Raw genomic sequence first — 21,889 nt, 5'->3', positions numbered from 1 at the left:
CAAGGACAAGGCCCCGCCATCCTTGCAGTGACGCGCATTTTCGGCTCGCACGGGGGGTCATCCTGAGGCATCGAAAGGCATGCAACGCCCTTGGATTCCCGCCCTCGTGCTGCTGGTTCTGCTAGTCGCCTTCCGCGCCCTCGGTGCCATGTTCCCGATGGAGCTTCCGAACTTCCAGCCGCTCGCCGCGCTCTTCCTGTGCAGCATCGTTTTCCTGCGCGGCACCAAGGCATGGGCCCTCCCCGTCGTCGCTTGGCTGATCAGTAATCCGATCGCCAGCCTGCTACAGGGCTACAACCCCTTCACTCCCGGCGGCGGCACCTCGGTCGCCTTCCTCACCTTGCTTGCCACCGGTGCCATGGCCCTGCCGCTCCGGAAAGTCGCCTCCCCCGCCGTGATGCTCGTGGGCGGACTCGTCGCCGCACTCTTCTTCCACCTCGTCACGAACACCGCCGTCTGGCTTGCCGATCCGACTTACGCGAAGTCCGGTGAAGGTCTCTGGCAGGCACTCTGGAGCGGCCGGCCGACCGACGTCCTTCCGACTTGGATCTTCCTGCGGAATCTCGCAGCCGCGAATCTCCTCTTCACGGCTCTGTTCCTGCTTGCACGCCGCTCCTGGAGTCCGGCGGAGAAGTCCGCACCGTCACTTGCGCATACCCGATAAGTTCTTGCTCGCCACCCATATCTGACCCTATCTCCGCCCCGTCCATGTCCATCGCTACCGCCGACACTCCGCGCCTCGACTTTGCCGGTTCTCCGGTCAACAAGGCACTCACCGCCGAGCAGAAGATCGAGCTGTTCCGCAAGATGGTCCGTATTCGCCGCTTCGAGCAGGAAGCGCTGAAATACTACAACGCTGGCAAGATCGGCGGCTTCCTCCATCTCTACATCGGCCAGGAATCGGTAGCGGCCGGCACCCTCTCGCTCTGCGGAGAGAACGACCACAACATCACCGCCTACCGCTGCCACGGCCACGCGATCATGTCCGGCATGGACATGAACAGCCTGATGGCCGAGCTCTTCGGCAAGGCGACCGGCTGTTCCAAGGGCAAGGGTGGTTCCATGCACTTCTTCGCCCCGGACAAGAACTTCTGGGGTGGTCACGGCATCGTCGGCGGTCAGACCCCGCTCGGTCTCGGCCTCGCCTACGGTCTCAAATATCTCGGCCGCGAAGGTGCCGCCCTCTGCTATCTTGGCGATGGCGCGGTGAACCAGGGTGCCTTCCACGAATCCCTCAATATCGCCGCCCTCTTCGAACTCCCGGTGGTCTACGTGATCGAGAACAACGGCTATTCGATGGGAACTTCCCAGAAGCGTTCTTCCTCCTACCGCGGTTGCCTCGCCCAGCGTGCCGAAGGCTACGACATGGAGTGGGATGTCGTCGATGGCTCCGATATCTACGAGGTCCGTGCCAAGACCCACATCGCCATGGAGCGCGCCCGCAAGGAGCACAAGCCCGCCATTCTCGAGATCAATACCTATCGCTACTACGGCCATAGCGTCGCCGACGCGAATGCCAAGAAGTACCGCTCCCCAGAAGAGATCGAGAACTACAAGACCAACTTCGATCCCATCCGCCTCTGGCGGAAGCGCCTCGTGGACGAAGGTGTCGCCACCGACGAACAGCTCGACGCGATCGACAAGGAAGCCAAGGCCGAAGCCGCCGCGGCCACCAAGTTCGCCGAGTCTTCCCCCGCCCCGACCCGCGAGGATGTCATGGATGACGTTTACTGGGAAACCGACAACAAAACCGAAGCCTCCAAGATCGGCCGCCACTTCTTCACCGACTGAGCCGAACTACGGTACTTCTAGTAGATCATTCCAATTTCCCTGCACTCATCATTCTCCATGTCCCGCACGCTTACCTACCGCGAAGCTCTCCGTGAAGGCCTCGACGAGGAACTCGCCCGCGACCCGAACGTCGTCATCATGGGCGAGGAAGTCGCCCAGTACAACGGTGCCTACAAGGTGACCCAAGGCCTCTGGGAAAAGTGGGGCGACAAGCGCGTCGTCGATACCCCGATTTCCGAAGCCGGCTTCATCGGCATGGGCATCGGCGCTTCCATGCTTGGCGTCCGTCCCGTGATGGAGCTCATGTTCTGGTCCTTCCACTCCGTCGCCTTCGACCAACTGGTCAACAACGCCGCCTGCGTTCGCTACATGTCCGGCGGCCTGATCAACTGCCCGATCGTGATGCGCGGCCCGGCCAACGGCGGCACCAACGTCGGCGCCACCCACTCCCACATCCCGGAAGGTCTCTTCGCCGCATTCCCCGGCCTGAAAGTTGTCTCTCCAGCCACCCCGGCCGATGCCAAAGGCCTGATCAAGGCTGCTATCCGCGACAATGACCCTGTCTACGTCATGGAGAACACCCGCCTCTACGGCATGACCGGCGAGGTGCCGGATCCGGCCGATGGTGACTTCGTGATCCCGCTCGGCTTGGCCGATCTCAAGCGCGAGGGCAAGGACGTCTCGATCATCGGCCACGGCCGCTCGATCATCCACGCCCTTGAAGCTGCCGAAACTCTCAAGCAGGAACACGGCATCGAAGCAGACGTCCTCGACCTCCGCTCGATCCGCCCGCTCGACGTCGAAGCCATTCTGAAGACGGTCAAGAAGACCAACCGCGTGGTGCTCGTGGATGAATCGAAGGGCTTCGGCGGTGTCTCCGCCATGGTTTCCCACCTGATTCAAGACGAGGTCTTTGATTACCTCGACGCGCCAATCAAGCGCGTGACCACAATGGATGCACCTGCGATATACTCCCCGTATGTCGAAGACGAGCAGCTTCCCAATCCTCGCCGGATTGTCGAAAAAGTCCTGTCTTTGCGCTGATTCCGAAGGCTTTTTCGTTGCCACGGACAACGCCTATTCTAGCATGTTTGCATCATGACCAAACTTCTTGCCCTCGCCGGGCTGGCAGGTCTGTGCCTTGCTGCCACCTCCTGCTGCTGCCTCTTCTAATACCACTGCTATGAAAAACCTGCTCCTGATCCTGCCACTTGTGGCCCTCTCGATGGGTCTGTCGTCCTGCTGCTCGATGTTCGGCCTGAAGAGCATCGCCGCCGGTTACACGGAGGAAACCTACCAGCGCAAACTCTGCGGCTACGACATCGTTCGCGAAGAAGTGGTGGTCGATTCCAAGAGCGGCCTGACCGAGGTCAAGGAGACCAAGGTCCCGCGCTACAAGACCGTGACCAAGAAGGTCCGCATCAAGTGCCCGAGCTGCGTGCGCCTCTACTGCCTCGAAGAAGGCTGCTGCGGCTCCAACAGCGAAGCTGCCCGCAAAATGGCTACCGTCCAAGGTGGCAGCGGCAGCCCGAACCTCGGCCTGATCCCGACCATGAAGCCGATCGTCATTGAGTAATCGAGACGCATCGCCACACATTTCAAAGCCGGAAACGGGGGCCCGCAAGGTCCCCGTTTTCTTTTCCCCCGGGAACTGCCGGACTACCCCTCTGGCATCTCTCATTCAATTTCTCCCTTGCGGCCTCGGGACTCCCGCCCCAAGCATGCTAGCGATGAAAACCATCCTGCTCGCCGCCGCCTCGCTGGCCGTGATTTCCTGCCAGCAGCAGCAATCCACGGAAGCCACGCCGGACAAAAGTCCTCCCTCCGCGGAAAAACCGACCACTCCCGCCGATCCCTCCGATGCGAATTCCTACGTCGGAATGAGCCTGGAGGAAGGCTCCAGCCGCGCCGACAAGGCTGAGATCAAGTGGCGCGTGGTCGAGGAAGACGGCAAACCACGGCCCGTGACGATGGATTATCGTCCGGACCGCCTGAACTTCGCCGTCGAGAAAGGAAAAATCATCCGCGTCAACAAGGGTTGATGGGAGGGGAAAAGACTGGAAAAGCCTTTCCGATTCCCCAATCTCCCCGCGCCTCACTCCCTTTTCTACAGATCCATGGCCATTCAAATCGAAATGCCGAAGCTCTCGGACACCATGACCGAGGGCACCCTTATCAAGTGGCACAAGAAAGTCGGCGATTCGGTCGAGATCGGTGACATCCTCGCCGAAGTCGAAACCGACAAAGCCACCATGGAAATGGAAGCTTTCGACGAAGGTACCATCACGGAAATCCTGATCCAGGAAGGCGAGAAGGCTGCCATTGGCGCCACCCTTGCCGTCCTCGATGGTGATGACGCCGGTGCCGCTCCTGCGCCCGCTGCCAGCAGTGCCCCTGCCGCCGAAGCTCCAAAGGCCGAAGCCGCTCCCGCTGCCGCAGCTACTTCGGCCGCTACCCCAGCCCCGGTCGCGTCCGCCGACGGTTCCCGCCTGAAAGCATCGCCGCTCGCCCGCAAGGTCGCCGGTGAACTCGGTGTCGACCTTTCCTCTGTAGCGGGCACCGGTCCCGCCGGCCGCATCGTCCGCGCCGACGTGGAAGCTGCCAAGGGCTCCAAGCCTGCCGGCAAGTCCTCGGAAGCCTCTGCTGCTGCAGGCCTCGCCGCCGCTGCCAAGGCCCGTGGAACTGCTCCCGCCGCCGCTGCCACTCCGGCTCCCGCCGCTGCCGCCATCATGCCAACCGCCAAGGAGGGTGACAGCCGCATCGAACTTTCCTCCATGCGGAAGGTCATCGCCTCCCGCCTGCTCACCTCGAAGCAGACCATCCCGCACTTCTACCTCCACGTGGAAGCGGATGCCGCCCCGCTCATGGCACTGCGCAAGCAGATCAACGCCCAGGCCGAGCAGACCCACGGCAACAAGTATTCCGTGAACGACTTCGTCCTGAAGGCCGTCATCAATGCCACCGTCGCGGTCCCGGCAGTGAATGCCTCCTTCGCCGGCGATCACATCGTCAGCTTCAAGCACGTCGGTCTGGCAGTCGCCATCGCCGTGGAAGATGGCCTTGTCACCCCGGTCATCCAGCAGGCCGAGACCAAGTCCGTCCTCCAGATCTCGAAGGAAGTGAAAGACATGGCTGGCCGCGCCAAGGAGAAGAAGCTGAAGCCCAGCGAATTCGACGGCGGCACCATCACCGTCTCGAACCTCGGTGCCTGGGGCATTGAAAGCTTCGACGCGATCGTCAATCCGCCGCAGGCCGTCATTCTTTCCGTCGGTGCCGCCATTGAGAAGCCCGTCGTCAAGAACGGCCAGATCGTTCCTGGCCTCCGCATGAACCTTGGCGTCAGCTGCGACCACCGCGTCGTCGATGGTGCGGTCGCTGCGGCCTTCCTGGCCGAAGTGAAGAAGCTCATCGAGCAGCCCGCCCTGATGCTGATCTGAGGCGCTCAGGAAGCTCCCTATCTCAAAGGCGTGCCACTCTCAAGGTGGCACGCCTTTCTTATGCTCCCTCGCTCCTGATGGCCCTCCCCATGAATCCCTTTCCTCGCTCGATTCGATGGATCATTCCCCGGTGTCTCTTCCCTTCCCGGTCGCTTGTTTACTCACAGGCTCTAATAAGAGATCTTTTTAAAGCTAAGGAAACTCTTCGTCTTAGGGATGTGAACAACCCTCAGAAATCGCCGTTCCACCGCTTCACTACAGGCATTCCACGGGTGGAAAAGTCTGTGGAAAACCACGGCGGAAGTACCCGCAAGCTCCTTCCCAGCCCCGTCCCGCAAACAATGCCCACGCTGAATTCCCGAACTGTTCACAATCGGCTAACATGCGAAAGGGAGGTCCGATTTCATCACCGCTTCGCTGGCCCTTCATCATGGCGTCTGAAATTCCCCCGCCATGCCATTTACGGTCAGTCACGCCGCCGTGGTACTTCCGCTTCTCCGCTACCGGAGGCTCGATCCGCTGGGCTTGGTCATCGGCAGCATGGTGCCGGATCTCGGCTACTACTTCCACCGCTTCGATCTCGCGAGTCAGGCTCACAGCTTCAGGGGTAGCCTGCAGATTGCCCTCCCGCTCGGTTGGCTCATCTGGCTGGCGATGAGGACTGGTGGCAGGATTCTTGCGGCGCCGCTTCCGGATCCAGAGCGAAGTTGGGTCACGGGCTTCCTGAGAACGGCACCACCCTCCCCGGCTTGGAGACAGGTTACGGTCTCGTTGCTGTTGGGCATCTGGTCGCATAATTTCTTGGACGCCTTTACCCATGCCAGCGGTTGGTTCGTCCAGCGCTTCTCCTTGCTCCACGAGCCCTGTCCTTTGTTCCACGTCCTGCAGCACCTCGGTTCGGTGGCGGGGATGCTGATCTTATTGGGCGTTTATATCGCCAGGCGCCGTGTTCTGGGTCGATGGCATTGGACATCGCGGCATCGCGAGCTAGCGCTGGGAGGCCTGCTTGGCGTCGCGGTGGCCTTCCCCATCGCGTGGTCCTTTGCCTCGCGTTTCGAGGGCTGGCTTATGGTCCGCGCCCTCGGGTTTCGATGGATCATCACTTCGCTGGCGCTGGCATCGCTCGCCTATCTCGTCTTCGGGCTTTTTCTCTGGATCTCGGAGCGGAAAACGCGCTCGGACTGACCAATCACATTGAATAGGCCCTCCAATCCCGCAGTCTGAATTCAAAGAATGAAAAGATGGCTGTGGGTCATTCCTCCCCTGCTCGGTGTTGCGGCCTACTTCGCGACGTCGCAGGGCGGCCCTCGACCATCTTCGACAACAGCGACAAAAAGCCTCGGAGTACGGGAAGAGGCCCGCTTCTCCGATGTGAAGCGCGTTTTAGATGAACTCGATCAAGCGCACCAGCGATCGCTTGAGGAGGAAATCGCCCAAGAGAACACATGGGATATCGCCAAGCTCAAGGAAGCCTTGCTCCAAGCAAAGCGAGCTTCCGTCCATGCAAGCGAACTGGATGATTGGGACGCTGAGGAATATCAGGACATCAAGCGCCATCGCTTCGCGAATGAACTGGGCAAGCGCTTGAAAAGCGAAGCCCTCGAGTGGATTTTGAAGGAAGATCCCGATCTAAAAGCCTCTGTCATGTCCGGTTGGGCTGAAGCTGATCCCGCGTCAGCCCTCCAACAGGTACTCACCAGCAAGACCAAGGAGCCTTGCAGCAACGAAACCTTGCTACGGCTTTTGCAGTACCAGGCCTCGCTTGGAAGCGCGGCCCTCGCAGATGCCTGCGCGAAGCTTCCTTGGGAGCTCTTCCAGTACAATTCTTCGGATCCTTTTGGCGACATTGGATCCTTCGATTTCCCTGCCGATCTGGACATCACTCCGTGGATTCAAAGCGGCTCGGCTGCCGCGCTTGAAAAAGATGGAAATCATCTTCGAGGTTTTTTCTCGAACTGGGCGCGTAAGGATCCCACCGAAGCATTGGCTCATTGGAAGGACTGGCCGGGTCAGAACGATGAGGCCTCGGAAATGCGGGCCCGAGAGATTCTTGAAGCGGGTATCGATGATCCCGCCGTTCGTCTCCAGGTCAGGAGTGCTTTGGCAGCACTGCCTCCGGAGGAAATGAGTGCATTTTCAAAGGAGCTTCGTGCCAGCTCGAGCGATCGCTCCATCATGCTCTTCTCGCTCTATCCGGAGCTTGAGAAAGAGAAAGTGAACTCTTCCGGCCGGTGAACATGTGCCTCCATCGAACAGCTTTCGCTCTCACTTGCCTCGCATCGATTGCGGTTGGAATCGTCGGTAGTAAATCGCGCGATCGGGAAGCTCTTGCTTCCCAGGCCCCTCAATCGCAAAGAGGCGCCAATCCAACGGAAAGCCAGACTGTCCTACCTTCCCAAGAAGTCGTCGTGGACACGGATCCGGCAAGCAGGGCCACCGCGGTCCGCCGTGCTTTGTCGAAGTGCAATACCGATGCTCTTTTCCAGTGGCTCGCCGATGAGAATCTCGGTGGCAGGGATACCAATCTCGTTGTTCTCGAGCTGATCGATCGTTTGGGTTGGAAGGCATGGGATCTCGCGATCGAGAAGGAAGATCCCGCGCAGAGGAAACGGCTGACCAATCTCTTGCTTTGGGGTTACTCGGAACGTGACCCATGGAAAGCCTACGAGCTCTGGAAAGCGGAGCGATCGAACTACGAGGACTCGGAATGGGGCATAGCTGCTTACGGAGGAGCCTTGGGGGAGGCCACCAAGTTGTCGGCATCGAGGGTGATGGAAATTCTGGATGAGCTGCCCGATCTCCCGGATCGGAGCTCCATTTGGCTTCGGAATGTTGAGTTCAGCAGCGATTTCGATTTCAAGACGGTGCTTGAATTTCTGATCGATCAGGATTCCCAGCCTCGCATGATTCCGAACGATCTGCTGCGAAGATGGTCGGTACGTTCCCCGGCGGAAGCAGCGGAATGGCTCGCATCTCACCCGGAAGTCTTGGACATCGAACACCTGAGGGACGATGCCGAGAACACCAGTTTCTTTCCCGATGACCCCGCGAGTCCCGATTTCAAATCGATCGTACAGGCCTTGGACCGCTTGCCGTCTGATTTCCTTGATGACCTTTGGGGTAGTGCCGTGATCGGTAGCGATGGAAAGGTCAGAGCCGGTACCCTTGCTGCCGCAGATGAAATGGGCCGCCGCGAGGACTTTCTGCGGGAGGTCCTCCTTCAAACCCGCTTTCAAGATCAGCCGGACTCCTCATGGGAACTCGTTCCTCGGGAAGAACGTCGGCACCTGGTCGAACTCGTTGAGCAGTCCTGGGCGAAAGACCCGAAATCGCCGGTAGAAGTCCGTGCTCATGAGCGCTGGCGGAAAGGTCTCAACGAAGCGTGGGGCATTGGACCCTAAGAAGCCGGATCAAGGCGAATCTCGTCTCTATCTGACAAGCTTCGTGCCGATCCCGCGTAAGCCGCGTGATTGAAGCTTGGAACCCGTTTGGGGGGAGTGAGCTTGGTCAGACGCCGCGAGCCCGATGAATTCCTATTCCCTTCTCTCCGCGTTCCTCGCGGCCTGGATGCTGCCGCTTCTGTCTTCTGCAGAGACACTGGATCCGGTGGATACGATCAATCCGCTCTCCGGGACAAATGGCGATGCCGAGTTCTCCCGCGGCAATACGGTTCCGGCAATCGTGGCTCCTTTCGGGATGACGACCTGGGCACCGCAGACGGATGGCTCCGTTTCACCCTTCTATCAGATGAAGCATACGCGCTTCGAGGGAATCCGCGCCACTCACCAGCCGAGCATCTGGGTTCGAGACTACGGGGACTTCCTCGTGATGCCCCTCGTCGGCGAAACCCTCGATAGTCCGAAAGATCGAGCCTCCGACTTCTCCCACGCGAAGGAGTCCGCGAGAGCCTACCATTACTCGATCTTCTTGGATCGCTACCAGGTGACGGCGGAGATCGTCCCCACAGATCGTTGTTCCTTGATGCGCTTCACCTTCCCGGATTCGGACAAGTCGGCGGTGGTCTTCGACAACGAGGGTGAAGTCGATGCCGCCTTCGATCCAAGCAAGCGCAAGATCCGCGGAAAGGCCAAGCATGTCACCTTCGGGGCACCGGGAAACTTCGCGATGTACTTCGTGGCTGAGTTTGATCAGCCGTTCGAAGTGGTCGAGGCCAAGAGCAAGGAGAAGATGGTCACTGCGACGGTGCGCTTCGCGTCGACCAAGAGTGCGAAGCCGGTTCTCATGAAGATCGGCACCTCGTTCATCAGCTACGAGCAGGCGGAGCTGAACATGAGTCGCGAGGTCCCGGATTGGGATTTTGAAGGCCTTCGCAAGCATTCGCGGGATGCGTGGGCCAAGGAACTGGCGCGCGTGGAGATCAAGGGTGCGAACAACGATCAGCGTAGTACTTTCTACACCGCGCTTTATCGTTCGCTCCAGTTCCCCCGCATGTTTCACGAGCCGGATGCAGGAGGAAAGCTTCGCCATTATAGCCCGTTCTCGAATGGAAAGATCTTCGATGGGCTGCTCTACACGGATAGCGGGCTATGGGATACCTTCCGCACCGCCTTTCCCTTTTACGTCCTCTATTATCCGGAGCACGGGTCAAGTATCCTTGAAGGCTGGCTCAACGCTTATCGCGAAGGGGGCCGTCTTCCGACTTGGCCGAGCCCCGGTAACCGTCCTTGCATGATCGGCTCCCACGGCGACTCGATCTTTGCGGACGCGTGGGTGAAGGGCTTGCGGACCTTCGATGCGAAGGACGCCTATGCCGCCGTGCGGAAGAACGCCACCGAGAATGACGGATGGGGTTGGGCCGGCCGCGATCATCTGCCGGAGTACATGGAGAAAGGCTATATCCCCAGTGACGTGCGAAAGGAAGCCGCCACCTCCTGCACCCTCGAGTATGCCTACGATGACTTCTGCGTCTCCCGCTTGGCGGATGCCCTCGGGCACAAGGAAGACGCGAAACTTTTCGGGCAGCGCGCCCTGAACTATCGCAATGTTTGGGATCCCAAGACCGGCTTCATGCGCGGCAAGCTCGCTGATGGCAGCTGGCAGGAACCCTTCGATCCACTCGCGTGGGGCGGTCCCTACGTCGAGGGCAATGCCTGGCAGTGGACTTGGTCGGTGATGCATGACCCGCATGGCTTGATCGGACTCCTCGGCGGCCGCGAAGCCGCGGCGACCAAGCTGGATAAACTCCTCTCCATGCCTCCCACCTCCGTGGTTGGAGGCTACGGCCACGTCATCCACGAAATGCGGGAGGTGGAGTTCTCAAAGATGGGCCAGTACGCGCACGTCAATGAGCCCTGCCATCACGTCCTCTACTTCTACAACTACCTCGGCCAACCGTGGAAAGCACAGCATGCCATCCGGCGCGTCATGGATGAGCTCTACAACAAGGATGGCATGGTCGGTGACGAGGATACGGGTCAAATGTCCGCATGGTACGTTTTCAATGCCGCTGGCCTCTATCCTTTTTGTCCCGGCACGCCTTACTATCTCATCGGCAGCCCCCTTTTCGAGGAAACCACTATCCGCTTTCCCGGTGACAAGAGCTTCACGGTCCGCGCGAGGGGAAACAGCCCGGAGAACCGCTACATCCAGTCCGCCAAGCTCAATGGCCAGCCTTTCACCAAGACCTGGCTTCCGCATGAGATCATCACCGCCGGTGGCACCCTTGAATTCGTGATGGGGAGCGAGCCTAACAAAAACTGGGGAAGCGCCGAAGCGGATGCGCCTCCGCGTGAAGATATTTCATTCAGCGGAGGCAACTGAAACCCTGCGACTTCCGGATCACGATGCGGTGATCACGCTTTCCTCAGAGGCTTTCGGCGGCGGAACCAAATCATGAATCCGCTCACGGCAAGGATCCCGGGGGCGAGCGCCAACAAGGACCAAAGGATCTTCACTGGAACACCCCCGAAGTTTCCGAAATGAACCGGCGTGAAGGCGTCCGTGATCTTTTGCCACGTGCCTGCCAGGCGGATATCCGAAACGGAAACCACAGAGCCGGACTGCGGATCAAAGAGCGCGGAGCTGCCCGAGGGAGAGCTGAGCCACCAGGAGCCCGGGACCGTCCCCCAAAGTGAGATCTCTTTCTCCTCGGCATCCGGCAGGAAGAACCATGTGGCTTTGAAGCCCGGCATCCTCTCTGCTGCCGCCGCTTCCAGGGCATCGAAGGAAATGGCGGGGCCGATCGCGACAGATGCTCCCGCCTCGGGATCTTCCTCGTGATGTCCCAAACCATCGGCGGCGACGTGGGTGAGGTTCCAGTACGCCCCGGTGAAGCCGAGAACCAGATTGAAGGCGACACTGCTGATGCCGACCATCTTGTGCAGGTCGGAGAAAAAGATCCGCGCGCTGCTTCTCCATCTTAACCTGAAGAAGTTCTTCCAGAATCCCCGATAAAGCCAAATGCCGCTTAGCCCCAGCAGGCATAGTACTACCGCCAGGATTCCGGTGATGAGCATGCCCACATGATCGGCGAACCACGTGTAGTGGAGTTCCAACAGCAAGCCGGTGAAGGTCTGACGCTCCGTCATCGGACCGCTAAGCGCCGCACCGGTGAAGGGATTCAGAGTCGCCCCGAGGTATTCATGGCTACCGGGCTTCTTCAGATACACGAGCTCGGCCAGGCCCGGATCACGACGCGAACCGATGCCGACGATTCGATAGCCCGGCCACGCGGCCTGTGCTGATTGATACAGCCGGTCTTTGGAAAGACGGCCTTCCGGCGTCGGCTCGACCCGCATGATACGCGCATCGACCAAGCCATCGATCTCATCACGGAAGACCAGCAGGCTACCGCTCAATCCGATGACAATCAGTCCCAGCCCGGCGATCAGCCCGAGCCAGGAATGAAGCTTCCAGAGTTGCTTCGTCATGAGATCACCAGTGGTAAGCCACTGAGAGGTTCACCGAATTGCCAGCGGTCTTGTTGTACTGATAGTCGGTGTTAATCCACTCCACCGTGTCGAAGACGTTGTTCACGTTGAGCGCGTAGACCCATGGGCCCTTCACGTAACGGGCCGCCAAATCTAGCACCGTATAGTCTTCGTTCCTCGCGGTGTTGTAGTTTGAAGAGTAGCTGGGACCCACATAGCGGACGCCTGCGCCAAGGGTCAGCCCCTCCAGGCTGCCATCCCGGAAGCTGTAGTTCAGCCATGCCGAAGCGGTCTTCTCCGGCGTGAGAGCCGGGGTATTCCCTTGGTCGCCATCTCCGCTGCTGATGATCTCCACGTCCGCATAGCTGGCGTTCACGAGGAAGTCGAGATTGCCGGTGATGCTCAGATTTCCCTCGAACTCGATACCCCGGGATTGGATCTCTCCATTCGCCTTGCTGAAGGCCGTGTTCGCCGGATCCGTCGTCAGTGAGTTCTCTTGCGTGAGATCGAAGACCGAGAGAGTGGCACCACCGCGGAAGTCCTTGGGAGCGTACTTGAGGCCGATTTCATACTGTTTCCCTTCGGTCGGATCGAAGGTGTTGCCCGCCGAGTCGGTGCCGGAATTCGGATAGAAGGAAGTCGAATAGCTGGCGTAGGGAGCAAGACCGTTGTCAGCGAGATAGGTGATGCCGGCCCGGCCGGTGAAAGCTTCATCCTTCTGCCTGTCGTGCGTGCCTCCGGTGGTTCGCTCCTTCAGATCGGTCTCCGCCCAGTCCTGGCGGATGCTGAAGGTACCCACCCATTTCGAGTCCAGCTTGATCTGATCCTGGGCATAGAAGCCGTACTGAGTGGACCTCTGGTAGCTGTCGGAGAGAAGCGTGGTAGGTACCGGGATCGGAAGGCTGTAGTCGGGATTGGCAATGTCGATCCCGGGAATCGGATCCTCGTAGTACTGGGTGTCGGCAGTCGCGTAGGCGTAGTCGAAGCCGAACAGCAGCGTCTGCTCGATGCGGTCGGTACCGATCTTGAGCTCGAGCTGGTTATCCAGTCCGATCGAGCGGCTATCGCTGTTCCAGATGGAAGCGGATCGATCCATCACCGTGCCACTCGAGTAGCCCAGCGAGTTCACATACTTGTCTTTGACGTCGTAGCTGGAGGCATTGAAATTCTGACGGAACCTCAGGTCGGGAGTGAACGTGTGCTCCAACTGGTAGCTGAAACGCAGGATGTCGTTCTTCTCGAAATCCCACTGGTCGTAGCCGAAGGCCCTCACTTCCGTCGGCGCGCCATTAGGAGCCGCTGCAAAGCTCGGGACTTGCGTGCTATCCGTGTGGAAGTAGCTGACGAGGAAATCAATCTTGGTATCCGGCGAGATGTTCCAGGTGACGGCGGGCGCGATGTAGTAGCGCCGTGCATCGACCGAGAAACCGGTGCTGTCCTTCTGGTTGTCCTTGAAGAGCCCGGTGAACCGGTAGAGCAGTGAGCCGTCAGCGCTGAGAGGTCCTCCGAAATCAAGGGTCGCTTCGTAGGATTCATGAGTGCCGATCTCGGTTCCGATCTCACCGAATGCGACCTCCTTCGGGCGCTTGCTGATCGCATTGATCAGGCCCCCTGCAGTCGATTGGCCATAGAGCACCGAGCTCGGTCCCTTCATGACTTCCACCCGCTCGAGCCCGAAGATCTCGGGGAATTCGTAGTTCTGCAGGCGCAGGCCATCCAGATAGCGGCTATTGAAAGCGTCAAACCCGCGGATCGTGACCCAATCGTAGCCCCGCGGATCCGGCCCGTAGGTTTCGGTGGAGGTGCCGGCGGTGTAGCGCAGCGCCTCTGCCACACCTTGGGCATTTCGCATGACGATTTGGTCTTCGGTGACGACGGAGATGGATTGGGGTGTTTCGAGAAGCGGGGTGTCTGTTTTAGTACCTACGGCGGCGCTCTCATTGCGGTAGTCGAGGATCCTCGCATCTCGATCCTTCGTGCCGGTCACGGTCAGCGTGTCTAGCTCTTGTGGACTTGCCTCCTGCTCTGGTGCTGCTTGTCCATGCACGGCGCTCAAGCACGAGGCGGCTCCGAGAAGCGCCGGTAGGAATGAGGGAAGCCGATACGGCCGGCGGGCGCGGCAAGAGCCCGGTGAGCGGTTTGAATTCGCGGTGTGTATGCGGTCGTTCATGCGGCGGGTCTTGGATAGATGGCGAAGTCGGTGACTTGGGGTCAGTTGCGCCGAATGAACGGGGAGATGCGCGGTTCGGGATATTCCGTCCGCTGTTCCTCCTTCGCTTCCATCACACTCCCTCGCGATCCGGTCGATCCGAGTAGGCGGGACGGCTGAGCTCAAAGGCCGGAGCCAGCCACACGGAGGTGCGCTGGACTCACGGGGCGGCGGACGGGAAAAAGCTGACCTGGCTATTCCCAAATCCGCTGACTGCGCCTTGCGAATTATTAGCGCAGGATTGCGAGCGCGCCTCACGGGTGCAGCAGGGCTCCCCACCGCCAACCGAGAAGCCCCGGCTCGACTGGGGAGCATCGCTCCCCTGTCGCTTTAGCCGTTCTTCAGCTTCTTCTGGCACCAGCTCATCGCCATCAGGGCATAGCCGGTGCCATAGGGCTGGTGGTAATCGTAGAGTGGATAGTCCCACCAGGATCCATCCTTCTCCTGTCTGTGCAGGATGAGTTGCGCCAGCTTCTCCGCATGCTCCGGCTGCTGGTCCGCGGGAAGGAACTCCACGGATTCCGTGAAGTAGTAGATCCCATAGTAATAGAAGTAACCTGAGATCTGGAAGTGGGTTTCGTGCGGCACCGGGCGCTTGCGGCCGATGCTCAAGAAGCCTTCACGCTCGATGAAGCGGTCCGCCCATTCATCGATGACCTTGTCGGTCACCTTGGCTTCGCCGAAGGCCCGTAGCGTCGCATTGCAAGCCTGGCTGCGTGCCAGGGATCCTGCGGGCCGGTTGATCGGCACGCGCGGGCGGTAGATGTGGCTATGGGAGTAAACGTAGGCGAAGTCCGGCGTGCGCTGGCGCTCGATGCTGTCCAGCGAGGCCTTCACGATCTTGTCGTCCAGCTTGATGCCCATGACGTCCCGGGCCTCGCGCATCGCGAGAAGTACGGTAGCCGTAGTAAATGAGGTCGTGATCCCGCTGGGCTTCTGGGTCGTGATGTCGTCGTAGAGATCGAGATAGCCCCAGCCGCCATTCACGTCCATGTAGCGGTTCGCCAGATCCGATTGCTCCTGGGCGAGATGTTTCCACTTCTCTTTCGATGCCTCGTCCTTCGCCGTCCTGTAGAGGCGCGTCAGCGCGCGCATGCCATAGGCATGGCCCCAGGCATTGTAGGTCGTCGTCTGGTCGGCACGCCTCAGCTTCGGGAGTTCCGTCTCCATCCACTTCCCGCCCTTCTCGATCGCGGCGAGGGTCTCCGGCCGCGTGTCGCCGCTGTCGATCAGCCCCGACAAGGCCAGGCCACTGGCGCCGGCGCGGAAAGCATGGTGGGCCCCCGGAAGCGGGGCGTAAATGTTGAGGCCCTTCGTCCTCGTAGGCCCGCCCCAGGATCCGTTCTCGTTTTGATCCGCGATCAGGAAATCGACCCCCCGCTTGATCGAAGCCGCGATGTTCGCGGCATTCACCTCTTCCGTCGGCTTCTCCTGGGCCGCCACGGAGGCGACACAGGCAAGGATGGCGATGAAGGACCGCTTCACGGGTTTTGATCAATCGGGGACGATCACCACTTGGCCGCTCTCGAGGCCGCTCAGAACCTCGACCTTGTCTCCGGAGACTCGCCCGCGGCTGATGCTGCGCGGCTCTCCCTTGCCGTCCGCCGTCTTCACGGTGACGGACCAGGTGCCATCCGCTGCAGGCTGGATCGCCTTCACCGGCACGGTGATCGCGGTGTCTTTCTGGTGCACCACGAAGCGGCACTCGAAATTCATCCCCGCCGCCAGGTTCAGATCCGCGGGCCACTTCGGCTTCGTCGCATCCGCACCGTTGGCGGCGTTGGCAAGATCCACGCGATAGCGGCCATCCGCTGCAGGCACGGTCGCGACGCTTCCGATCATGGCCACCAGCGGCACATCCTCGCGGCCGGATGCCGTGAGATTGCCCTTGAGATCCTTTGCCAAGGTCCGCGCCGTCGCTTCATCCACATGCGCTACCAAGCCGAGATCCGCATTGGTAGGCACCAGGGAGGCGAAGGGCTTGATGAAGGGAACTTTGCCACCTTTCGTCAGCGCTTTCGCAAGTTCGCCGAGTGTCCAGCGGCCTTCGTCGAGCGATCCGTGGTAGAAGATACCATCGGCAGGAGCCTTGATCTCCATCAGCGCGATGTCCTTTTCCAAGTCGGCGAGATCCGCCTTCTCCCGCGCCGCGGCCACCCGTGCGGCTTCGAGGCTCAAGCGTGCCACTTCAAGATCCCGCGGCAGGTTGGCTTCCGCCTTTACCAGATCGATCGCGGTGCTCTGTGCGTCCGTGGTGAGTGAGTCGGCACGGCGCGGCAGCGCCACTTCCAGGGAACGCTTGGTCGAAAGCTCGGCATGCTTCAGGGCCAGCTCGGAGGACTTCACCGTGTACTCCTGGCGTTTCAGGATGATCTCCTCCGTCTGCTCCGTGAGATCGTCCGCATCATACATCATGCGGAGTTGCTTCAGCTCTTCCTGCGCTGCTTCCAGCCGGCGCTTGCTGCTCTCCAGATTGTCGAGCACGTCTTCCTCCTGCACCTTGCGGCCGGTCTTTGTGAAATAGGCCAGCTCTTCGGAAGCGATCTTGTCCGCGCGGCGTGCAGCTTCGAGCTTGATCGCCGTTTCCTCCTCCAGCTTCGAGAAGGCCAGCTCCTGGCTCGCCAGGGTGAGCTCGCGGGACTTCAGCGCGCGGCGGGAATCCTCGAGCTTCTTGTCGATCGTCTCGCGATCGAATTTCACCAGCACGTCGCCCTTCTTCACGGCAGTGCCATGGGGAAGGATCTCCTCGATGGTGTAGTCCGCCCAGCCCTCCGGCTCGATGGCCACCAGCACCGGCTTGGCGGGAAGCAATGTCGCGGAGAAGCTCTTCTCGATCCGGAAGGGCTTCGCTTCAACCGTCGTTTCGGCCGCGGGGGCGGCAGCCACGGTGGCTACGAGGAGGGGAAGGTATTTCATGAGCGGACTTTTTATAGCGGACTCAATCATCCGATTTGCCTTTTCGGGCGAGCCAAATGAAATGCCGGCGCGGGCGCCGGGCGTTCGGGGTGGCATCGATCTCGTGGCGGACGACTTCGAAACCGGCGCGCGCGAGATTGCGCTCGATGTTCGGAACCGGCCGCGAGGATGCGATACCCAAAAGTCCGCCCGGTTGCAATGCCCCGTGCACGGCGGCGAGCCAGCGGCGGTCTTCAAAGATGGGTTTCCCTCTTTCTCCGTGTGCCGCCGTGTCTGCATGCATCAGCACGGCATGAAGCACGCCGTCGTATTCATGGAACATCGTCGGCCCGGTGTCTTCCGTGATTACAGCGCGGGAATCGGTGAGGGCGGGCGACTCCGGCAGAAACTTGCGATACCACTCGCGCAGCACCATCCAGCGCTCGGCGATGACGAAGGTCCCCTTCTTCTGGGGCAGCGTTTCCATCGCCCCGCTAAGAATTTCTCCCAAGCCCAGGCCGATGACCCAGATCTTCGGCTGCTTCACCGAACGGAACGGGGCGCAGGCGACGCGCCCGAGCTCGCGCTCGCTGGCGGCGGTCGTGGGGCCGGAGAGCTGCACGTTGTCGTGCTGCAGGTACTTGCGGCCGTCGTGCTCATGCAGGCCGAGCACCGAGCCATCCGGCAGGGTGGTTTCAGCGAGGTTGAGTCTGGGCTTCATGGGCGGAGTTGGGCGGGAAGTTGAGTGATGGAAAACAACGACCCCGGCAGCTGCCGGGGTCGTCAGTTTTGGGCTTTTCGGATCCCGTGGGTGCCTTCCCCCGGATTGGATCAGGCACCCGCGCGAATCAGAGACCTGCCTTCAGCGTGGACGATGCCTTGAAGCCGACGGACTTGGAAGCCGCGATCTTCATCGCTTCGCCGGTCTTCGGGTTGCGACCCTGACGGGCGGCGCGCTTCTTCACTTCGAAGGTGCCGAAGCCGATGATCTGGACCTTCTTGTCCTTCTTCACTCCCTTTTCGATGGAGGAAAGAACGGCTGCAAGGGCGTCCTCGGCGGCGCGCTTGGTAGCGTCCTTGCCGAGTGCTTTCTGGATGGCTTCAACGAGTTCAGCTTTGTTCATGGCGAGCACGGTATTGCGATTCGCACCGTTATTTGGCAAGCTAAAATACAGTCGCTCCAGCAGCTCTCATCCTTAGAACCACGGGCTTTTCCGGGCCTCCGGACCCCTTCCGCCGGCCGTGCTTTACGGCAGCGTTCGTAGTTGGAAAGATCCCTCCGGCGACCCATGAACCAGGACCCCGAAGACCTCCGGATAAGCCGGGCCGCGCAGACGGTGCTCGGTGCATCGCTGGCTGCGGAAGTGGAGTGGTGCGCGCGCATGCTCGCCGCCGCGGAAGCTCGCGGATACTTCGATCCACTCGAGGACGAGGACATTAAACTACGATACGCACAGTACTTGCGGGTGCGTGCCGTGTTGCTCGAGGTGCTTGCCCTGATGGAAGAAGCGAGCGGCAAGCATGGCCGCGAGTGGGAAGGTCGCCTGGCGCCCTTTGTTACGGCCTTTGCCGCGGCCTGCCTGCTGGTACGCGGCTCGCAGGGGCTGGCCCGCCAGGCCGGGGCCTCGCGCCTGCTGCGGAAGAAGCTGGATGAGGCGGATCCCGTGCGCGGCATTCCTCGCAAGACCTTCACCTCGATCTACCGCGCTTCCACCGATACCCTGCGGATCACCCGTTTCAGCGCCGCAGCGGATTTCTACTATGATCATCGTAGCGAGATCGCATCGCTGGCAGGGGACCCGTTGTTAGGCGGACTCGCCCAATTGCTTGTTAGAGAGGAGGATTGGCTCGGCGGCTTCCGCTCCGGAATCATCCGCCGCCGCTTCGCCTACCGGTGGTTCTCGTTCCGCCGCCGGCATCATTCGGCGTGGAAAAAATCGCTGTTCGGGATTTTCGAATGGTCGGGCCGTGCGATCGCCGAACTCCGGCAGCCGGGGGTGAAGGCGAGCGGCGCGCCAAAAAGGGTGTCTTCCGAACTCCGGGAACGTGCTCTCGAGCTGGCCCGTCCCGGTGATATTTTCGTGACCCGGCATGACGACGCCCTGAGCAATCTTTTCCTCCCCGGTTTCTGGCCCCACGCCGCACTCTATCTCGGCAGCCCCGAGCAGCGGGTGAAACGCGGGGTAACCTTGCCACCCCCGCTTGAGCGTCTGGCCGCCGGGCCGATCCGTTTCCTCGAGGCCAAGAAGGACGGCGTGCTTGCCCGTCCCGCGGAAGAGACCTTGGCCGTGGATGCCTTCGTGATCCTCCGCCCGCCGCTCGACCCCGGGCAGTTGGCCGCCGCGCTCGTCCGCGCCATGGATCACCACGGGAAGCCCTACGACTTCTCCTTCGACTTCCGTAAGTCGGACCGCCTGGTCTGCACCGAGGTCATCTATCGCGCCTACCATGGCTGCGGACCCCTCTCCTTTGAATTGAAGGAAGTCTCCGCCCGGCCATGCCTTCCGGCGGAGGAACTGGTTGCCCAGTCTCTCGAGTTGGGATTCCGGGTTGTGGCCGCCTGCGGGGTGGGTAGGGATGAAATCGTTACGGGAAGCAAGGCCGAGCTGATTCTGCACTCTCACCGAAGCGCACTTTGAAGCACGCGTAACCCGCACGAAACCAGTGTTTCAGAGAGCTTGTGAAATTTTTCACAAATAGCTCTTGCGCCGTTACAAAACCCTTTGATACAGCCCCCGCGCGCTTTCGCGAAGTGCATCCCGGCAATGACCCGTCGCTCTATCTACTCCATCTTGGTCGCACTGCTCTGCTGTGCGATGCCGGTATTCGCCGCCGAAGGTGCTCCCGCAGTTCCTGAAGCAGCGGTCGAGCAGCATGAGGCAGAGCACGATGCGGGCCATGCCGCTGCCGCTCACGGTGAAGGTGCCGATGCCCACGCTGCCGAGGGTGGTCACCACGCGCTGCCGCTCAATGCGACCCCGCTTCACTCCAGCCTGCCGATCTCGAACTCGATCCTGATGGTCTGGCTCGCAGTGGGTATCATCATCCTCTTCTGCCGCGCCGCGACCAAGAAGATGAGCCTCATCCCGACCGGCTTCCAGAACTTCGCCGAGTGGGCCGTCGAGTCGCTCTACGATTTCCTTAGCGGTCTGATGGGCAAGCACTTGACCCTCCGCACCTTCTGGTTCTTCGGCACCGTCTTCTTCTTCATCCTGGTGAACAACTACATGGGTCTGATCCCGGGTGTTGGCACCGTTGGCTGGAAGGACGAGCACGGCCACATGATCGCGCCTTGGCTGCGCGGTGCGAATGCGGACATCAACATGACCGCCGCCATGGCCTTTAGCTTCGCCGGTCTCTGGTTCTACTGGGCGCTTACCGAGAACAGCGTGAAGCAGTTCTTCGCTCACATCTTCGCTCCGAAGGGCAGCTTCGCTGGTGCCATGCTGGCAGTGATGGTCCCTGTCTTCCTCTTCGTCGGCGTGCTGGAAGTGATCTCGATCATGATCCGCCCGGTCGCTCTTACCTTCCGTCTCTTTGGTAACATCTACGGCGGCGAGCAGACCCTCGAGTCCCTGATGGCTCTGGTTCCCAAGAGCATCGCCTTCCTGCCGGCTCTTCCCTTCTACTTCATGGAGCTTCTGGTCGGCTTCGTCCAGGCGCTCGTCTTCACGCTCCTCTGCGCCATTTTCCTCAAGCTCATCTGCGATCACGGCGACCACGATCACGATCACGCCGAAGAAGGGCACCACTAAAGATTTCAGCGTCTTGACCATGGCAAAGACCGTGGGAGGCGCCGAAAACCACAACATCCATCAATCAACGAACATGTTCACGAAAGCATTTGCCGTGGCTCTGGCCGCAATCGGCGGTGGCATCGGTATCGGTGTCCTCGGTTCCAAGGCCGCTGAAGCAACCGGCCGCAACCCGGGTGCCGCGACCCCGATCCTGGTTCTCTCGATCATTCTCGCCGCTCTTATCGAAGGTATCTTCATTCTGACGGCCTTCGCTGTGCCGTTCTGATTCCCTGCCCTCGCCCGCGTCGCCTTTAACCGGCGCGGGCGGGAGCCCTTTTTCCCAACTATCTCTTTCTTGCCATGACCACCTTGCTTGCCGCCGCTGCCGAGAATCCCGGCGTCTTGGAAAACATCAGTAAGACCTTCGGTCTCAACTGGCCTTTCTTCATCGCGCAGGTGGTCAATTTCGCCCTTGTGATCTTCGTGCTGAAGAAGTTCGCCTTCGGCCCGATCCAAGTGATGCTCGAACAGCGCCGCTCCCGCATCGCCGAGGGTGAAGCGAATCTCGTTCGCATCCAGAAGCAGCTCGCCGATTCCGAGGCGAACACCGCTGCCGCCATTGCCAAGGCGAATGAAGACGCTGCCCGCCTGATCAACGAGGCGAAGACCAGCGCTGCCGCCCTTTCCGAGCAGAAGGCCCAGGAAGCCATTGCCTCCGCCCAGCAGATCCTCGCCAAGGCCGAAGCCGCCGCCCAAGCCGAGCGCGCCGCGATCAAGGCAGAGCTCAAGCAGGAGTTCGGCCGCCTCGTCGCCGCCACCACCGCACAAGTCACTGGCAAGGTCCTCACCTCCGACGACCAGACCCGCCTGAGCCAGGAAGCCCTCGCCAGCGTCGAGCGCTAATCATTCTTTCCGCTGCTTCGTCATCGT

The 21,889-nt window shown here is 60.6% G+C and carries 20 protein-coding genes; 14 read left to right on the top strand and 6 right to left on the bottom strand.

What is annotated here, in order from left to right; genetic code table 11:
- Nucleotides 1-79: 79 nt before the first annotated feature.
- The 10 genes from HHL09_RS12705 to HHL09_RS12660 all read left to right on the top strand — a co-directional run bounded on the left by HHL09_RS12705 (nt 80) and on the right by HHL09_RS12660 (nt 11,009).
- Entirely contained in the window at nt 80-664 is a 585-nt protein-coding gene (locus tag HHL09_RS12705; RefSeq protein ID WP_169455009.1) for a DUF6580 family putative transport protein, read from the top strand.
- 44 nt (nt 665-708) lie between these two features.
- The gene (gene pdhA / locus HHL09_RS12700) at nt 709-1,791 is read left to right on the top strand and encodes a pyruvate dehydrogenase (acetyl-transferring) E1 component subunit alpha (protein WP_169455008.1); all 1,083 of its coding nucleotides are present in this window, start codon (nt 709-711) and stop codon (nt 1,789-1,791) included.
- A gap of 57 nt (nt 1,792-1,848) precedes the next feature.
- On the top strand, nt 1,849-2,835 hold the full coding sequence (locus HHL09_RS12695) for an alpha-ketoacid dehydrogenase subunit beta (RefSeq protein ID WP_169455007.1): 987 nt from the start codon (nt 1,849-1,851) through the stop codon (nt 2,833-2,835).
- A 139-nt stretch (nt 2,836-2,974) separates the two neighbouring features.
- Nucleotides 2,975-3,367, top strand: a complete 393-nt coding sequence (locus HHL09_RS12690; RefSeq protein WP_169455006.1) for a hypothetical protein — start codon at nt 2,975-2,977, stop codon at nt 3,365-3,367.
- 154 nt (nt 3,368-3,521) lie between these two features.
- Nucleotides 3,522-3,833 carry a hypothetical protein gene (locus tag HHL09_RS12685; protein WP_169455005.1) on the top strand — a complete coding sequence of 104 codons (312 nt, stop codon included), beginning with the start codon at nt 3,522-3,524 and terminating at the stop codon, nt 3,831-3,833.
- Nucleotides 3,834-3,908: 75 nt separating this feature from the next.
- Nucleotides 3,909-5,228 carry a dihydrolipoamide acetyltransferase family protein gene (locus HHL09_RS12680; RefSeq protein WP_169455004.1) on the top strand — a complete coding sequence of 440 codons (1,320 nt, stop codon included), beginning with the start codon at nt 3,909-3,911 and terminating at the stop codon, nt 5,226-5,228.
- A 453-nt stretch (nt 5,229-5,681) separates the two neighbouring features.
- Entirely contained in the window at nt 5,682-6,413 is a 732-nt protein-coding gene (locus HHL09_RS12675) for a DUF4184 family protein (protein WP_169455003.1), read from the top strand.
- Between the two features lie 48 nt (nt 6,414-6,461).
- Nucleotides 6,462-7,463 carry a hypothetical protein gene (locus HHL09_RS12670; RefSeq protein WP_169455002.1) on the top strand — a complete coding sequence of 334 codons (1,002 nt, stop codon included), beginning with the start codon at nt 6,462-6,464 and terminating at the stop codon, nt 7,461-7,463.
- A 173-nt stretch (nt 7,464-7,636) separates the two neighbouring features.
- Entirely contained in the window at nt 7,637-8,629 is a 993-nt protein-coding gene (locus tag HHL09_RS12665; RefSeq protein WP_169455001.1) for a hypothetical protein, read from the top strand.
- Between the two features lie 124 nt (nt 8,630-8,753).
- Complete coding sequence (locus tag HHL09_RS12660; protein ID WP_169455000.1) at nt 8,754-11,009, top strand: GH92 family glycosyl hydrolase; 2,256 nt, start codon at nt 8,754-8,756, stop codon at nt 11,007-11,009.
- 32 nt (nt 11,010-11,041) lie between these two features.
- Here HHL09_RS12660 and HHL09_RS12655 read toward each other — a convergent pair whose 3' ends face one another.
- From HHL09_RS12655 to HHL09_RS12630, 6 genes are all read right to left on the bottom strand, one after another.
- Nucleotides 11,042-12,118: a PepSY-associated TM helix domain-containing protein gene (locus HHL09_RS12655; RefSeq protein ID WP_169454999.1), complete on the bottom strand. Its 1,077-nt coding sequence runs from the start codon at nt 12,116-12,118 to the stop codon at nt 11,042-11,044.
- A gap of 4 nt (nt 12,119-12,122) precedes the next feature.
- The gene (locus tag HHL09_RS12650; RefSeq protein WP_169454998.1) at nt 12,123-14,165 is read right to left on the bottom strand and encodes a TonB-dependent siderophore receptor; all 2,043 of its coding nucleotides are present in this window, start codon (nt 14,163-14,165) and stop codon (nt 12,123-12,125) included.
- Nucleotides 14,166-14,657: 492 nt separating this feature from the next.
- A complete protein-coding gene (locus tag HHL09_RS12645) occupies nt 14,658-15,812 on the bottom strand; it encodes a prenyltransferase/squalene oxidase repeat-containing protein (RefSeq protein WP_169454997.1) in 1,155 nt (384 codons plus the stop codon).
- Nucleotides 15,813-15,821: 9 nt separating this feature from the next.
- Complete coding sequence (locus HHL09_RS12640; protein WP_169454996.1) at nt 15,822-17,243, bottom strand: permuted SH3 domain-containing protein; 1,422 nt, start codon at nt 17,241-17,243, stop codon at nt 15,822-15,824.
- Between the two features lie 22 nt (nt 17,244-17,265).
- The gene (locus tag HHL09_RS12635; RefSeq protein ID WP_169454995.1) at nt 17,266-17,943 is read right to left on the bottom strand and encodes a hypothetical protein; all 678 of its coding nucleotides are present in this window, start codon (nt 17,941-17,943) and stop codon (nt 17,266-17,268) included.
- 127 nt (nt 17,944-18,070) lie between these two features.
- The gene (locus HHL09_RS12630; protein WP_169454994.1) at nt 18,071-18,346 is read right to left on the bottom strand and encodes an HU family DNA-binding protein; all 276 of its coding nucleotides are present in this window, start codon (nt 18,344-18,346) and stop codon (nt 18,071-18,073) included.
- A gap of 165 nt (nt 18,347-18,511) precedes the next feature.
- Between HHL09_RS12630 and HHL09_RS12625 the strand changes: the two genes are divergently transcribed.
- The 4 genes from HHL09_RS12625 to HHL09_RS12610 all read left to right on the top strand — a co-directional run bounded on the left by HHL09_RS12625 (nt 18,512) and on the right by HHL09_RS12610 (nt 21,862).
- On the top strand, nt 18,512-19,861 hold the full coding sequence (locus tag HHL09_RS12625; protein ID WP_169454993.1) for a YiiX/YebB-like N1pC/P60 family cysteine hydrolase: 1,350 nt from the start codon (nt 18,512-18,514) through the stop codon (nt 19,859-19,861).
- 126 nt (nt 19,862-19,987) lie between these two features.
- A complete protein-coding gene (gene atpB / locus HHL09_RS12620) occupies nt 19,988-20,977 on the top strand; it encodes a F0F1 ATP synthase subunit A (protein WP_240963782.1) in 990 nt (329 codons plus the stop codon).
- Nucleotides 20,978-21,050: 73 nt separating this feature from the next.
- Entirely contained in the window at nt 21,051-21,245 is a 195-nt protein-coding gene (locus HHL09_RS12615; RefSeq protein ID WP_169454992.1) for an ATP synthase subunit C-like protein, read from the top strand.
- Nucleotides 21,246-21,319: 74 nt separating this feature from the next.
- A complete protein-coding gene (locus HHL09_RS12610; RefSeq protein WP_169454991.1) occupies nt 21,320-21,862 on the top strand; it encodes a F0F1 ATP synthase subunit B family protein in 543 nt (180 codons plus the stop codon).
- The last annotated feature ends 27 nt before the right edge of the window (nt 21,863-21,889 follow it).

It is taken from the genome of Luteolibacter luteus, assembly GCF_012913485.1.
GTDB classification, from domain to species: Bacteria; Verrucomicrobiota; Verrucomicrobiia; order Verrucomicrobiales; family Akkermansiaceae; genus Haloferula; species Haloferula lutea.
Note: the sequence above shows the minus strand (reverse complement) of the source record. Positions and strands in the feature narration are given on the sequence as shown.